Origin of the sequence: Clostridium saccharobutylicum DSM 13864 (assembly GCF_000473995.1) — a bacterium.
Lineage (GTDB): Bacteria > Bacillota > Clostridia > Clostridiales > Clostridiaceae > Clostridium > Clostridium saccharobutylicum.
The window spans coordinates 874,902-891,584 of record NC_022571.1 but is presented as its reverse complement, the minus strand read 5'-3'; the positions used below and the strand labels follow the sequence as shown (position 1 = coordinate 891,584).

Annotated in this window: 12 protein-coding genes and 1 pseudogene; all 13 read right to left on the bottom strand. The window is 29.2% G+C overall.

What is annotated here, in order from left to right; all coding sequences use genetic code 11:
- Positions 1-126: 126 nt before the first annotated feature.
- Positions 127-537 (bottom strand): hypothetical protein, encoded by a 411-nt coding sequence (locus CLSA_RS04000; protein ID WP_022744119.1) that lies wholly within the window; start codon positions 535-537, stop codon positions 127-129.
- 37 nt (positions 538-574) lie between these two features.
- Complete coding sequence (locus tag CLSA_RS23750) at positions 575-3,346, bottom strand: hypothetical protein (protein ID WP_236903356.1); 2,772 nt, start codon at positions 3,344-3,346, stop codon at positions 575-577.
- Between the two features lie 54 nt (positions 3,347-3,400).
- Positions 3,401-4,882: pseudogene (locus CLSA_RS23340) on the bottom strand (late control protein D); the annotation flags it as partial.
- A gap of 22 nt (positions 4,883-4,904) precedes the next feature.
- Positions 4,905-5,264: a DUF4280 domain-containing protein gene (locus CLSA_RS03990; RefSeq protein WP_022744117.1), complete on the bottom strand. Its 360-nt coding sequence runs from the start codon at positions 5,262-5,264 to the stop codon at positions 4,905-4,907.
- A 31-nt stretch (positions 5,265-5,295) separates the two neighbouring features.
- A complete protein-coding gene (locus CLSA_RS03985) occupies positions 5,296-5,823 on the bottom strand; it encodes an imm11 family protein (protein ID WP_022744116.1) in 528 nt (175 codons plus the stop codon).
- Positions 5,824-5,989: 166 nt separating this feature from the next.
- Complete coding sequence (locus CLSA_RS03980) at positions 5,990-6,643, bottom strand: hypothetical protein (protein WP_022744115.1); 654 nt, start codon at positions 6,641-6,643, stop codon at positions 5,990-5,992.
- Between the two features lie 93 nt (positions 6,644-6,736).
- Positions 6,737-8,161 (bottom strand): phage baseplate assembly protein V, encoded by a 1,425-nt coding sequence (locus tag CLSA_RS03975; RefSeq protein WP_022744114.1) that lies wholly within the window; start codon positions 8,159-8,161, stop codon positions 6,737-6,739.
- Positions 8,162-8,383: 222 nt separating this feature from the next.
- Positions 8,384-8,977 (bottom strand): hypothetical protein, encoded by a 594-nt coding sequence (locus CLSA_RS03970; protein WP_022744113.1) that lies wholly within the window; start codon positions 8,975-8,977, stop codon positions 8,384-8,386.
- 93 nt (positions 8,978-9,070) lie between these two features.
- On the bottom strand, positions 9,071-9,850 hold the full coding sequence (locus CLSA_RS03965) for a hypothetical protein (protein WP_022744112.1): 780 nt from the start codon (positions 9,848-9,850) through the stop codon (positions 9,071-9,073).
- Between the two features lie 14 nt (positions 9,851-9,864).
- Positions 9,865-12,492 (bottom strand): hypothetical protein, encoded by a 2,628-nt coding sequence (locus CLSA_RS03960; RefSeq protein ID WP_022744111.1) that lies wholly within the window; start codon positions 12,490-12,492, stop codon positions 9,865-9,867.
- Positions 12,493-12,512: 20 nt separating this feature from the next.
- Positions 12,513-13,211, bottom strand: a complete 699-nt coding sequence (locus tag CLSA_RS03955; protein ID WP_022744110.1) for a hypothetical protein — start codon at positions 13,209-13,211, stop codon at positions 12,513-12,515.
- Positions 13,208-14,482 (bottom strand): hypothetical protein, encoded by a 1,275-nt coding sequence (locus tag CLSA_RS03950; RefSeq protein ID WP_022744109.1) that lies wholly within the window; start codon positions 14,480-14,482, stop codon positions 13,208-13,210. Before CLSA_RS03950 ends, CLSA_RS03955 begins: the two co-directional genes overlap by 4 nt.
- A gap of 240 nt (positions 14,483-14,722) precedes the next feature.
- A complete protein-coding gene (locus CLSA_RS03945) occupies positions 14,723-16,585 on the bottom strand; it encodes a PP2C family protein-serine/threonine phosphatase (RefSeq protein WP_022744108.1) in 1,863 nt (620 codons plus the stop codon).
- Positions 16,586-16,683: the final 98 nt, after the last annotated feature.

The following is a 16,683-nucleotide window of genomic DNA, read 5'->3' as shown; positions in this document are numbered from 1 at the left end:
AAATTACTAAAAATACTGCTAATATTAATAGTTCTATGCTGTAGAAGCTAAAATGCCGTCTTACATCCGCTAACTTGATATAAAATTCATAATTACACAAAAGCGTTATGCTATATTATATGCTAATTACTTACTATTTTTATACTTTTTACACAACCCTTCAAGATCATCATATATATGCATCTCAACAGTATACGCATCTTCTTCTTTAGGTAATACTCTAGCTACATCACCATATATTTTTAGACCTATACCGCCCCCATTTTTATATTTTAATCCCATTACAGCATCTGGGGTAGTATTAGGGACACTATTATTAGAACGTTTAGAAAATTTTAAAGTCTTTAGATAATTCATAATTTCTGATATTTGACTCTTATCTTCAGTACTAAATATTCCACCAATATATGCAATTGAAATTTTATCTACACTCTCTGTATCTACATTTTCAAAAAGTTTTACTGTTGGGCTATTATTGCATATTCCAATTGCTAATACCATAAGAATTATGCTTATTGCTATAAATATTTTTTTCATAATATTATCCTTCCATATATAAATAAAAATTCTATACTTACTTTACAATCACTTTTCCTTCTCTTTCTCTTACCGGATTCCCAAACTCATCCTTTTTAACATACTTCCACCAAGTTGGTTGCCCACTAGTTTCAGTTGGAACTAGGTGCCAACCACAACCATCAGTGAATTTCATTTCAGCTTTGCTATAACCCCCTTCTCCTCCTGCAACCTCCTCTGATTTCTCTGGTTCTTCATCATTATATTTATATACTGTTCCACCGTCCCATCCTGTTATCCTATTGGCTTCAACAATCTTACTAAATTCACTTGCTACATTTCGCGCATCAGGATTAGCAGAATTACAAGAGCTAAAATATAATTCATTCATTTTTTTATTATTTAGATCAGATATCAATATATCCTCTTCCTTTTGATTATCAGGAATAACAGATGTATCAGTTGCAATTCTATACCAAGTATCTGTATTACCATCTTCTGACTCTTCGCCCTCAAAATACATAAACCCTGCGCCATTGCCATCGCTATCATCATTTATACTACCATGTAGAATAATTTGAACAGCATCTATAACCTTAGTCTCATCATCCATCTTATTCCATCTTTGTTCAAAATCATGTGGACTTGTTACAGGAACCAAAATAACCTCCGTACCAGGATATTTTATCTTATATTTTTCTGCCTCAATTTTAGCTTGTGCGTAAAATGAATGTTTTTTATCTCCAGACTTTATATTAGGCTGATAAAATATATAGCACACATGATCAGCATTACCACTCTCGTTATACTTATTAGGTTCCCATTCACCATTAGCATTTACATAATACCCATCAATTGTAGTATCATGTGCCATAATCCCATTGTCATTCAAATAATAAGAGTAACCATTATCTTGTATCCATCCTGTTTGCATTTCACCGTCAGAATTAAAATAGTAATGACTACCATTCAAATATGCCCAGCCTGTTGCTATTTGCCTCTCTGAATATAAATAATACCAGTTATTATTATACTTTATCCAACCTGTTTGACTTTCACCACTAGACTTATCATAGTAGTACCATTTGCCTTCACTATCTTGTATCCATCCTGTTTTCATTTCACCATTAGGCTCGAAATAGTACCATATACCATCTATTTCCTGCCAATTTGTTTTTATTGTATGATCAGAATTTAAATAGTACCATTTTTCTTTATTATCTTTTATCCACTCTATTTGACTTTTACCAGTAGAGTCATCATAATAGTACCATAAATTCCCATATGATACCCAGCCTGTTTTCATTTTACCATTATCCTCGAAATAGTACCATGTGTCGTCTATATCCTTCCACCCTGTTTGCATTTTACCGTCATTATCCAAGTGGTACCACTTTCCATTATCTTTTATCCACCCTGTTTGCATTTTGCCATCAGAACCCAAATAATACCAATCGCCTTTATCTTGTATCCACTGGTTTGATGCCATTTCACCATATGAATAGAAATAATAGTACTGGTTATCATCGAGCTTTTTCCATCCAGTTTCCATCTTACCATCAGGATCTAAATGATACTGTTTTCCACCAGTATCTACCCAACCTGTTTGCATCTTACCATTATTATCTAAATAATACCAATCATCTTTATCCTGTATCCAATAGTTTGATGCCATCTTACCATCTAAATCGAAATAGTACTGGTTACCACCGATATTTTGCCATCCAGTTTGCATCTTACCATAAGGATCTAAATGATACTGTTTTCCACCAGTATCTACCCAACCCGTTTGCATCTTACCATTATTATCTAAATAATACCAATCCCCTTTATCTTGTATCCAATAGTTTGATGCCATCTTACCATCTGGATCGAAATAGTACTCATTACCATCGATTGCTTTCCAACCAGTTTGCATATTACCATTATCATCCAAATGGTACCACTTGCCATCATATTTCTGCCATCCTGTTTGCATTTTACCATCTGAATTAAAATAGTACCATGCATCATTCTGTTTCATCCATCCTGTTGCTATATGACCCTCATAATCAAAATATTGCCATATACTATCAGCATCTTTTATCCATCCTGTTTGTGCTTTAGAATTTGAATTCAAATTACCGCTTGACTTTGCAGATTCTACCTGTGCACCAACCAATATTTTACATTCTTTTACAGAAGAGTCTTTAGCACTATAAACATTTGCAGCTATAGCCATAGCTCCTGAAAGTGCTTCTATTGCATTATGCTCAGAATTTAAATTAGAATCATCAGTGTTCGCCATCTTACCATCTGAACTTAGATAGTACCAATTACCCTTACTATCTTGTTCCCACTTATCTGTCACCATTTTTCCATCCGAACCTAGGTAATACCAATTGCCACTACTATCTTGCTCCCATTTATCTGTTACCATCTTCCCATCTGAACCCAAATAGTACCAGTTACCATTGCTATCCTGCTCCCATTTGTTTGTTACCATTTTTCCATCTGAACCTAAATAGTACCAGCTGCCACTACTATCTTGTTCCCACTTGTCTGTTACCATCTTTCCATCTGAACCTAAATAGTACCAGTTACCACTACTATCCTGCTCCCATTTGTTTGTTACCATTTTTCCGTCTGGTCCTAAATAATACCAATTTCCACTACTATCTTGCTCCCATTTATCTGTTACCATCTTCCCATCTGAACCCAAATAGTACCAGTTACCATTGCTATCCTGCTCCCATTTATTTGTTACCATTTCACCACTGCTAGGATCAAAATAATACCATGAATCACCATCTTGTATCCATCCTGTTTGCTTTGCATGATAACCTGCCAAGAAATTCTTCTGAACATATTCAAAACTTATATTTCTGCCTTTATCATCATTCTCTCCTTCTGCAAAAGGAGCATAAGTTTCTCTACTGCTTCCATTTGTTATTACATTATTTCCTTTTACATGGAATTCACCTTCTATTGAAATTCCATGCGATTTATTTCCTTTTGTCATTAATATTTGACTTTGTGCCTTTATTTTTACTCTCTTATGTGTTTTTATTACTATTTCCCCATCAGCATTTAATCTTAATCCCTTGTGGCTTTTAAGTTTAACTCCACTCTTATCATCAAAACTTATACTCAAAGCTTTATTACTTCCACCTTTTATATTTAAAGCATCTGGAAGCATTGCTATTTCACTTCCATGCTCTGTATGAAAGTATCTATTTCTTGTATCAGCCGTTCCTTCGCAGGTATCACCATTTTTTCTTACACATCCTGTAACAATTGGAGCTTCACTGCTTTCATTCGGAAAATAAAGCCTTGCTATTTCCGAAACTAAAGGCATTGAATACATTATATTTACTGATGGTGGTGCATAAACAAACCAATGTGCTTCAGCTTTATTCTGATTTTCATCTATATCTAAATGAAGTTTTACTAATTCTCCTTTTACTGCAATAACTTTTCCTTCAAGGGTAGCTCCCTTTAAACGCTTATTGTAAATTGTGTTTTGCCATATTCCATATTTTCTGCATAATTTATATTTATAAAGTAGTTCTTCCTTTTCTTTATAGGCTTCATATTCTCTAACATATAAATCCTTTTGCTTATAATGAATTTTAGAACCAACTTCAAAGATATCTCTTGCCTCTATTTCATAATAGAAGAAATCTTTGTCATCATATCCTGCATTATATCCTCCTGCTTCATAAAAGCTTTCAATATCTTTAAAAGCATCATAATCCACATTATCATTCAATTCATAACTCTGATCATGATAAATTCCAAAATTAAACATATAATTAAAATTTATTATATCACAATATAATTCTGCCTTTAATTCACTTGCAATCCTTTTTAAAAAATTCCAATCCGTCTCCTTATATTGAAATAATGGCTTATTGATTTTTTGTCCATTTCCTACATTTTGAGCGAACGTAAAACCTGAGTAATTTCCTAATATCTCACTTATGAGAGCATCATATGTCATTTTGACATTTTGAAATGATCTACTTTTTTCCTTTATATCCAGTTTTGAACTTGAAGTTAAAGCTTGAATTTCTAAATAGTAAACTCCATTTACATTAGTTGTTCTAATATTTTGAACCATTCCATAAAATAATCTTTTACTATTTCTTTCGTTAACTTCATTTATGTTAACTATTTTTTCATCATTTGTATCTTCCATTTCTTCATAAACGCATATTTTATCTTCTGTATGAGCTTTTATAGTAAAATTAAAATTCACACTCTCATCTATTAAACATTTTAAGTATAAATATCCATGCTCATTTGGTCTATTTTCAATTTTTATATCTACTATCTTCATTAACTCATATGGTGACTTTACCCTTAGTTTATGAATTTCTCCCATCTACTTTCCCCCTTTGCACTTTCTAAACTTGTCCATCTGTAATAAATTTTATTACTCCTCCATAAGCACATATTAAAATTGAATCTGTAGTCAATGCTGGTTCTCCTTCTACTAAGGTATCTTCCTTAGTATTCATCCACTCCTTTAATATCTTCACTTGACACTTTTTCCTTTTTTCGTTGCCACCACTTGAAGGACATCCTCCACTGCATATTCCAAAACTACTTATATTTTGTCCTACAATATTATCGCTTTCATTCATTATTGGCTTTTCATTTGAATATGCTCCATGACTTACAGGTAGATTTATTCTTTTTGTATCAGTTCCTTTATCACATTTCATCTTTGCACCTCTAACTACATATGCAATACCACTTGCCAACTTTATCATCTCCTATTTTTTTGATTGTGACCTAAGCTTCAATTTCTAATCTTTTTAAACATAGTCCCTTAAACTCTCTTCTAAGCAGACTCTCAGCAACATCTAATCTTACTACCACCAAAGTTTTTGAACTTTCCTTTATCTTGAAAATTTTCTTTCCTTTAATTTTTTCTTTGTCCAAAATGACTTTTTTTACTACTGTCTTATTTAAATTTAATTCTGCTTTTTCACTCAAACATTCTATCTCTTCGAATATTGGCATATAATAATTTTCCTGTCTCTCATTAGTCAAATCTATAAGCGGAATAATTTTAAATAAAATTCCCGAATCATACTTTTCAATTATTTTCTTCATTTTCTCAGAAATAAGAAATAAATTTCTATCTAGGATATCTAAAAATTCAGTTTCATCAGTACATTTAACATTAAATATAAGAATCTCATCAATCTTATGAGCATTTAATAAATTTATATTTCTAACATCTACCTTATTAAAAACATCCATTAGCACTGGTACATTTTTAGATTCTTCATCCTGCTTTAACAAAAAATAATCCATCTTCTTTCCTTTCAACTAAAATCCAATTTATGATGTTTTTCATTGAGGCACAATCAAAAAAATAACAAGTCCATCTGCCAAGCCTATTTTGCATCATGCTGCGTTAGCGGATTCCTCTAATAGCCCGCTATGAGACAAATCCACTTCCTTGCCTGATACAAAATAATCATGGCATTTTGGACTTGTTATTTTCTTTCATGTGCCTTATCCTAATTGCAGCATCCATATATTCGCCTGCCATAATAGTTATATCTTCTTTCTTTTTCATTTCTTCATATGAAGTACATTCTAAAAAATTTTGCAATGCATCTCTAATTATGTTTAAAGCTAAACCATGATATTTATTTGCTTCTCTTAGTTTTATGTATTCTATATCCTTTTCTTTAATTTGAAAGATCTTAGTTGTGCTTTGCGATTTTTTAATATGAACATATTCTTTTTTCTTCTCTGAAAGTTCTTTCATATGGTTAAAAAGAGGTTCATAAATGAAATCTAAATCTATATTTACTGAACACTCTTCGTTATCTAAAAGCCACTTTTCATCATACAAATCAATTCTCCATTGTCCTTTATTTTCAAGAATGCTGGTTCTAAGTATCGAAAAATAAATATACATTATTTCACCTTTTAATTCTTTTTCCTGAAGTAAAATAGCTTCTTTGCAGACAGAATTAAATTTTGAAACTAAATTTTCTGTGACTATATCGCTAATAGTTTTATATTTTTCTATGATTTTTTCAAATTCAGTTATATGTCTATCTTTTACATATTTTTCTTCAAATTCTTTTAACACTTCATTTTTATCAGCTCTTTTTATCATATATTTAATCCTTGTAAAGTTCTCCATTAATCACATAAAATAAATAATATTTTAAAAATATATCCTACTGGTCCATTATTCTAAGATTGTGCCTTAATTTTGAACGTTCACTTTTCCTCCACTCATTGTTACATCATTTTTTATTGTCATACTTGCATCTGCTTGAGTTAACTTAATTCCTTTATGCCCTTTGATTTGTACCTTAGCTCCGCCATTTATTTCTATATCATCTTTAGCATCTAGTATTATCTTTTTATTACTATTTACTTCTATGCCCCCATCATCAGTCATTTTCATAAGAAGATTTCCATTCCCAATTATTTCAACAGAACCAGGGCTCATAACAATTTCTTTTCCATACTTTGTACTTATACTCTTTACAGATGGATCACTTCGTTTGCTAGAATCGATTCCTTCATAATGCATTGAACTTACTACATATGCATGTTTTTCTTCATTATCTGGGAAATATAGTCTAACTACATCCTCAATTTCAGGCATACAGTACCAACCTGTCCCATTTGGCTGTGAAAATATAGTAGCAAATTCAAACCATCTTGCACCATCACGTTCGGTTGAACTACCATCTATTTCTAATGAAACCTTAACCCTGTCCTTCTGGGTATCAAGAACTCTGCCTTGAAGAGACATTCCTATCATTTTGTCATTATATACTCTTTTCACCTTCATACCATTTTCATCTTTTAATATGTACTTACTTGTGATCATTCCTCCTTCAAGCTCTGTTTCAACTCTATATACTAAAAGCTGTCTTCCTTTAAAATTAACTTTATTATATAGTTTCATTAACTTATTAGTAGTTATTTCATAGCTCACTAAATTTAAATCATTTAATGCATATGCTTCATTGGAATCTCTCAACTTATATTCCTGCAAGTCTTTCTCTATAGAATAGTTAAATTCATCAATATCATAAACTTTGTTTTCTCCAGCTCCACCTATTGAATATTTTATTCCAGTCATTCTACACTCAGGCACTAACGCCACATTAAAATATGATGCTTGTCTTTTTAAAAATTCCCAATCTGTTTCCTTATATTGAACTATAAATTTATTTATTTTAGCTCCATCTGTAACATTATCTAACATTATAATATCTTTATATCCTCTATTTTTCTGTTTAAAAATATCATTGAAAGTAAGATTTTCATCTTGATATGAACCACTAAATTTTCTTATATCCATTAAGAATGTTTTACTTAATGCTTCCACCTCTAGTGTTCTTACATCATTTTTTGCTTTAATTCCAATCTTAGTTACAAACCCATTAAATAAAACAGTTTCATTTCCTTCATCATCTTTTAATGACACATTAATAGTATCCTTTGCTCCTGCTGACTCAACATACTTGTCTACATTTTCATCACTTATGATTCCGCTAATGCAAAGCTTTGAATGTTCATTTAATTCATTAACTACCTTAAGCTTTGTTATTTTCTGAAATTTATAAGGTTCTACTATAATATCTCCTTGAGCATAAACATATTCATCACTCATTCATCTTCATCTCCTTTTACTACTTTTATAGTTTTAAGTCACATTAAAAAAATAACAAGTCCATCTGCCAAGCCTATTTTTCATAAGAGGAAGCTCGATTCGCATACGCTCACTGAGTAAGCGATTCACACCAAATCATAGATTTGGGTTCTCTGCTCATCAGCAGATTCATCTAATAGCCCACTATGAGACAAATCCACTTCCTTGCCTGATGAAAAATAATCATGACATTTTGGACTTGTTATTTTCTTTAATGTTCCTAATAATTTGAAATACAACATCTCTCCATTCTTTGCATTCATTATGAATACAACTAAAGGTTCCCATTAACGCCTTACCTTCAAATTCAAGAAAAAACATAAAATTATATAAAAAATCATCTATTGCAGAACTCTTATAATCAAAGTACCCTATATTTTTATTATTAATCTCTAATACTCCATCTTCAAAAAATACATTAGCTGGGTTCATTCTCTTTACAATTACTTTACTTAAATTTTTAAACTCTTCTACATGTGCTTCATCTAATAGGTTATCAGTAATATTTAATGTTATGGCTATACTTCCATTTTCATTGCACTTTATTATTTCTGGTCTATTCTCTGAAGGATATTTAAATTTTCTAGCTTCTTCTGACATCTCCTCAAAATCATTAGGAATCCATATTTTTAACTTTTCATCAAAAAAATCTTTTTCCTCAAATTCATAATATCTTTCTCCAATCTTCACAGGACCTTTACAAATATCTTTCTTTGCTTCTCTTTTTTCTACTTCGTTTATAAAATCTAAAATCTTTTCGTCAATTCGTTCTGCCATATACCCCTTCCTTCCTCTATTTTCCTATATTAAAAAATAATAATTTACTTCATCAACTTTGTATTAATGATCTATTTCAAAAAATTGCTCAAACTAATCTATAAGTATCTTCTTAAACTTTCCTCCACCTCGTCGTCCATGTCCACTTGCACCATCTTTCATACTATGTAATACATTTAAAAGATAGTAGTATAAATCTTCATTACTATAATCCTTCATTTCAATGTTCAGCTTATATACTAAGTAGCTGACTATTATTTCTTTCTGAATAGCTTCCTTGCTTTGAACACAAGATATTACAAAAGATATGTCCCAAGCTTCGTTTAAATTGCATTCCAATAATTCTTGTCCAAATCTTCTTAAAATCTCAGGATTTAAACTGCTTTTGCCATATGCTGAGTAAGGTGCATATATAGTATTTACCGTGTCATATTCCGTATTTAAATCAGTAAAATCTGTATGATTAATTCTAAGCTTTGCGCCTGTTCTTAATTTAAACCTACAAATTTCAAGTTCATTTGCTTCACTATTTAAATTTTCACTCAAATAAATTTCTGTTGAATTTATTCTGAAATCACTATCCTGCATCTCAGGTAAAAATTTCACCTTTAACACCATAAGTTTGTTATTACATATATACTCAATTTTGCTATCTTCTTTTAAAAGATAAATAACACCTTCATGCTTTATTATTCCTTTTAATATCTTTATATAATTATCCGAAATCTCTATATCACATCCTGAAATTATCCCATCAGAATATCCTTTAAATTGTGCATTAAAAAATTCCCTAGGAAAATTCCTAAGTTCCTCAAGCATATCAATCTTCAAAAGCCTTCCACTATTAAAAAGTGGATATCTATTTTCAAACACCTTAGTAACCTCCTTTACTTAAGTCCGTCAAAGAAATTTCTCTCCCACTTATCATTTTCAAAATAGAAGAATTTTTCTTTTCCTATATATAGTTCTTCATCTCTTCTTAAAATAGCTAGTACATAAAATCCCCATAGCTCTTCTTCTTCCCATATAAAAAATTTTATTTCATTATTTTCTATATTATCAGTTTCATGTTGATTTATATTCGGGTACATCTCACCTATTGCTTTTGCATCTGTCTTTTCTAATTCATCTTCATTAAATTGATAATTATATTCATACTTAACATTATCATTACTGTCTTTTAGGTATAATTTAAGAAGAATTCTATCCATAAACCTAGATATGAAGCCTCTATTTATTTCTCTTCCTTTAATTAATGTTTTTTGCTCTCCTGTATGAGTATATGCTGTTAAAACATATGGAAGGGTTGGGGTTTTGCTTTCTATATTTATGTCTGCATATCCAAAATTTCTAGCATATAAATATTTTAATGAACCCTTAAGGCATGCAAGCTTTAGCTCATATTCTTCCTTCGCTTCTTTTTTACTTTTATTTACTTCAATTATTCTCCCTGGTATAAATTCTTTTAAAGCATCCTTAAATATATCTACTCTACATGACTGCCCTGTTAATTTAATAAAAGAATAATCATATAATTCATCATTATCATATAATTTTTCTAGAAATCTCTTTATTAAGTTATAGACATCACCTTTTATTAATGTTGTTACTTCATATATACTAAGTGAAACGCTTGGTGCCTCTTTAACTACCTGTAATATACCTTTATTTATATATGACAATTTCCATTTATCAAATTTTATTACATTTTCATTAGAAACTTTATCGTCTTTATGTGTTAATCCAATATTTAAAATATCTGGATTTGCAAAAAATAATTTTTTAACTTCCTCTGCTAAATCAAATAAGAAATAATAATTACTTCTAACTTTACAGTAATCTTCTTTACTTCTTGTTTCATATAATTGGAACTTTGTTGGAATTATCGCTTCTGCTCTTTCATACTGTTCATTTAAAGTTTCATATAATTCATTTATTCCGTTCTTATCTATAAATCTAAATACATCTATTTTAAATTCATCTATTATTGATCTTTTTATACTGCTATCGGATTTTATTAAAGCATTTGCCATTAATATCTTTATAAATTGTAATATTCTAAATGTTAGATTATTTCCTCCAAAGTCTGTATCACCATTTTCATATGAAGTTTCTATATCTAATTTGTAAGATACTCTGCTGTTAGATATACTAAAACTACATCCTGAAAGATCTGTAGTTCCCCCTCCACAATCTATAATTAAAGCTTTATACCATTCACCTTGAACATATCTCTTCTTTTCTATTAATTCTGAAATAGTATTATAAAGTACAGCAACACTTTCTTCTAATATATTGGCACTTTCTACAGTATAATCACTTAATATATCTTTAAATAAAGTATGGAATTTATATTTTTGTTTAGATGGACAGGATATATAAATATTTTTAAACTTACATTTAAATCTTTGCTGTGCTAAAGATATAATATAATTTAGATAAGCTTTTATAATATCTTTTCTTTTTATAAAGGTTGTTTTTTCATTAATATCAATTACTTTTTCACTTTTATCAAAATCACTTATCCATCTTTTTATGTCATAGAAAAGACTCATTCCATCATCCACATATCTTCTTCTAGACTCCATCATTGCATCATATCCAAATATATATTCTATTTCATCATCTTTTATATTTTTCACTCCTACAATACTTGGAATAAGAGGAGTTATTTCCATTTCTTTTTTAGTTTCATTGATTATTTTTACAAACTTTACTTTATCATCTTCATAATCTGAATATTCTCTGCTCTCAGTTAAATTTTCATTTAATCCTGGAAATATTTCTTTATCTATATAAATACCAGCTGTTGTATTGGATGTCCCAAAATCAATAGCTAGCGGCATTTTTGTCTCTTTTAATGGCTTTACTTCAAATTGTAATATTGGCAAAGAAATAAATTTCATCGAATAATCCATTTCAATAGTATCGCCTTCATATGTATCATAAAGGAGTTCTGAATCTTTTTCTGAAAAGAATAATAAGCTGTAATGTTTACTTTCTGATTCCTTTGCTTCTACTGATCCACTCTTTGTTAAAAAGTACTTTTCATTGTTGTCTTGTAATATTTTTTTCACATTGAATATAGCGCAGACTTTATAGTAATTATCAACTAAAAGTACATTTCCTTCTTGTAGTTTTTCACTACTTCTTAAAATATAATCATCATAAATATCAAGTGCTAAATTTTCATAAAGTGTAATTTTTCCTGGATAATCTATATTGTTATTTGTAATTGTCTCTTTTTTGCTTCTTTCTAAAAGTCTTTCAATTCTTTCAATTCCACCAACTAAATAGTTCTTTATGAGCTTACTCTCTTTTTCACCTCTATACTTCATTATGAGCCTTATTAATTCTTCTTTATCAAGAGGATTAACTATGCTCTTTACCAACTTTTCTTTATTGCAAATTTCTCTTAATTGAAAAGTTGTCATAAGTCTTAGGTCTTTTTCTTTATACTTGTTCTTCTTTTTCTCTTCGTTTCCCTTATGTAGCTTGTATGAATATAAACTCATCTTCTCCTCCTAAATCTTCTTTACTCAACCATCACCGTTTCATTAATCTTCATTGTATTATCTAATCCTATAATTCCAAAATGTTTATCCCAATATATTAATGGCTTCATGTTTATAGGTAAAAATGTTTCAACTATAACATCAATTTTTCGTTTAAGCTTCTTGTCTTCTTCTTCATCTAAATAGATATAAATATTTTTAGGTCTTTCTTTACTTATGTAGATTACGCTATTTGTGAATATTTTTCTTAAAACTTTTTTAAATAGTTGAAGAGAAATTCCAGCTCTATATAAAGTAATAAAACCATTTAATAAAACATCTAATTCTTCTTTTTCAAAGCAAAGTATATCTTTGGATAAATTTTCTCCAAAAACTGAATTTAATATATCCTTAAGAAGGAATTTCTTATAAAATTCTGTTTTACATAATCCTATTTTTAAATCCAATTCCCCTAAGTAATGTAATAATATATCCAAGAGAACTTCTCTAAGTTCTTCACTTTCTTCTAAGTTAATATTAAATAAATCTTTAAAAATCTCGTAAAATCTATAACATTCATTTACTTCTATGATATTATTTTCTGGAAGTGAATTGAAATTAAGCTCATTAAGAGAAATTTCCATATAAGGACTACAAGTTTTAGCATGTGTAAATTTTATATCACCTCTAGGTATATTTTGCTTATCCGCTTTTAATAGCATCTCCCAAATATAATTCATATTAATCTTCCTTCACATTTATATTCTGGATAAAGCTGTTGAATTTCTGAGACTAAAAAACTTAAAATATCTTTATTTAAATAATTTTCTTTATTTATTGGTTCAAAATATAAAACAAGAGATTTCTTTATCTTTTCCTCTCTTATTTCATCTATTATAAAATCATTTACCTCATAAGTTTGTTTAAATTCTTTTGGATAGTCTTCTATAAGCTTAACTTCATTAAAAATTAAATACTTTGAAACTTTATATGAATTTATTAGTCTTGCAAGCTCTGTTTTAGTTTTTATTGTATATGGCTTTTCAAAAGCTAATTTATTTGTAAAGTTTACTTTTACTTCATTAGTCATAAGCTCATATTCGTATTTTTTATTTTTATGCAAATCTGTAACGCACAATACTTTCCAATCAATTGCTTCATCTATGCTTGTACATATTGTTACTGTTTTCTTTGTAAATGTAACATAATTAAAATCGCTATTTTCTTCATCTACTAAATAACCATTTTTTGTTCCTTCCTTTACAATTTCAATCTCATGTTCATAACTCACTTTATCTATGCATGGTACTGGAAATCCACCGCATTTCAAGCTTAATTCCTTTACATTCCAAAGAGGAACCATGTCATACTCTACATATTCTGCATATTCTCCAAAATCTACGTCAATTGTATTTATATTTTCATTTCTTTCAATATTACCTTCAACATCTGTTAGAACTACATTAGCAAATTTATATATATATGGATTATTTATAGTTGTCCATGGAATATTATTTTTTATAAAGCTTCTATATAATTTACTTACTTTATCAATGTACTGTTTGTTCTCCACTACTTTAAAATTAGCTTCATAAATTTTTTTATCTGTTATTATACGACCTTTTATATTAAAATCTTTATTTATGAATTCTTTAAATTTTAAATAATCACATTTAAGAAAAACCTTGAACATATTTTTCTCTTTTTTATTTTTAATTGATTCTAAAATTTCTAATGTATCATATATTTTTTCTTCTGAATCCTCTTTCAACATAGGATATAAAAAATCATCAGTTATATCTAACCTATCTCTCTTAATTATTGTTGAATAAATATTATATTTTTCTTTTATATAAGGTACCTCATTGAATACTCTTTTTTCTATATCATTAAGTCTATCTTTTGAATATTCTTCTAAAGCTTCAAAAACACCATTCATTATTTTCTTAAGTAACAATCTATCATTTAAATCTTTTATTTCATTTAATTTCTCATAAATTCTATCATCCATTTTCTCACCTACGACAATCATACTAATTTATTATTGTTTGCTTGTGCCAAACCTATTCTGCATCATTACATTTTGGACTTATTGCCTTGTTTGATGTGACTTATATTTCAAAATATGTACTACACTGGAAATAGAGGTAATGCTTTTGTGTAGTGTTACTTCAAAATTTTCAGTAACCGAAACCAAAGCATCACATCTATTTCGGCTAGCTACCACTTAAATCTAAAACTTAGTTGTACCTTATTTGCCTGAAGGCTGAGCTTGTTTATTTGATGCTGAAGCTTGATCTATAGCATTTAATTTTTCAGTTACTTGTGATAAACCATCATTGTCTCCTAAACTGCTGTATGCATCTTTAGCTAAAAGGTATAATACTTTTGCTGAAGTATTATCGCCAGATGCATATTTGCTATCTGCTCCTTCTTTATATCTATCAGCTTCAGTCTTTTTATCTGAAGTTTCACCTATTTTTTTATCCATAATAGCTATTTTATCTACTAATTCATCAGCTAAACTATTATTATTTGCTTCCTCAAATTTTTCTTTAGCTAATTCATAGTACATTTTTGCACTTACATAATCACCTGCTGTATATTTTAGATCCCCATTTTTTCTAAGATCTATAGCTTTATTTACACTTTCATCTGATGCTTTCTTGCTATCCTCTGCTTTTTTTGCTGCATCTTCTTGCTTCTTTTTCTCATCTTCATCTGATTGCTTTTTGTCTGCTGCTGCTTTATCTGCATCATCCTTTTGTTGTTTTGCATCAGCAGCTTTTTGATCATAAATCTTTTGAATTTTATCCATAGCTTCTTTCTTTTCATCTTTTAGATTGCATTCCACTGCTAGATCTTTAGCATCTAAATAATTTTGCAACGCACCATCTAAATCTCCATCATCCATTTGCTTATCTCCTAGTGTTAATGAGTCTGAAACTTTTATGCCTTGTTTAGCTATATCCATTTTCTTTGATATATAATCGCTTCCTACATCTTCTGAATCTCCTGCTTTTTCTAATGCACGATTATATTTATCTAAAGCATCCTGATATTTTTTTCCTTCTAAATCTTTATCAGCATCAATTATTATTCCTGTATATTTATAATCATCATCTAAATTTTTTTCATCATCAGTAAGCTTGTACTTCTTAGCTATATCTAAAGCATTTTTATATTCTTCATTTGCTTTTTCAATATTTCCATTTTGAATATATTCTTCCGCATCTTGTTTATCTTTGTTCATTGTGGCAATATTATCAGCTTTTTTATGTTTATATATTATAAATGCCCCTACCCCTATTAGTGTTATTAAGAGTAAGAGTATTGCAACTATTACAGCTATTTTTATTTTTTTGCTCCTTTTGGGATCTAGATATGCTTTTTCAACAAAAGTCATAGCTAAAGTATAGTTATCTATTTCTTTATGTTGTCTCGATAAAATCATATCTTCAACATTGTCAATTACTTCTTTAGGTTCTTTTGCACCTTCTAATGAATCTTCTATTTCCTTAGCATCACAGTTTTCCCATATTCCTTTTGTTAGAAGCGTAAATACATCTCCATCGAAAAGTTTGATTTTACTTGATATGTATGGTCTTCTAAAATCACTTTGTCCTAAATATGAAGATAGATTATTCCTCTCAGCATGCTTTGCCATTGCATCAATAGGAATCATTTCATCATCTGCTAATTGTTGTGCCAGTGATTGATCTTTACTTTTATGTTTTAAGTATCCATCTTTAAAATAATAAAATCTTGTATTTCCAATTACTGAATAAATTAATTTACTATAGTTGGTTATAACTACTGTCATCGATGCTTTTAATCTTACATTTCTACTACTTGCTATGAGTTCATCATTTACTTTTTTTAAGTATTTCCTCAAAATAAATTTATTCATTGTAGGTCTTGCTGTAAAATCTTTTATGAAAGTTGTTACTGCTATTTTTGCACTCTCTAATTCCTTATCTTTATCTATTCCATCTGCTATTACATAACATGCGTAATTATCCAGTTCAACAAAAGCAAAATAATCTTTATTTTGCAGATAGGTTCCTTCTTCTGATATAAAACTTGTTTCAAATTTTGAGTTTAGCTTCCTCATTATATTCACCCTAACTTAGTTTTATTAGTTAGGTACATTCAAAAAAATAATCAGGGCATTTTGGACTTGTTATTTTCTTTCATGTACCTTATATTTTT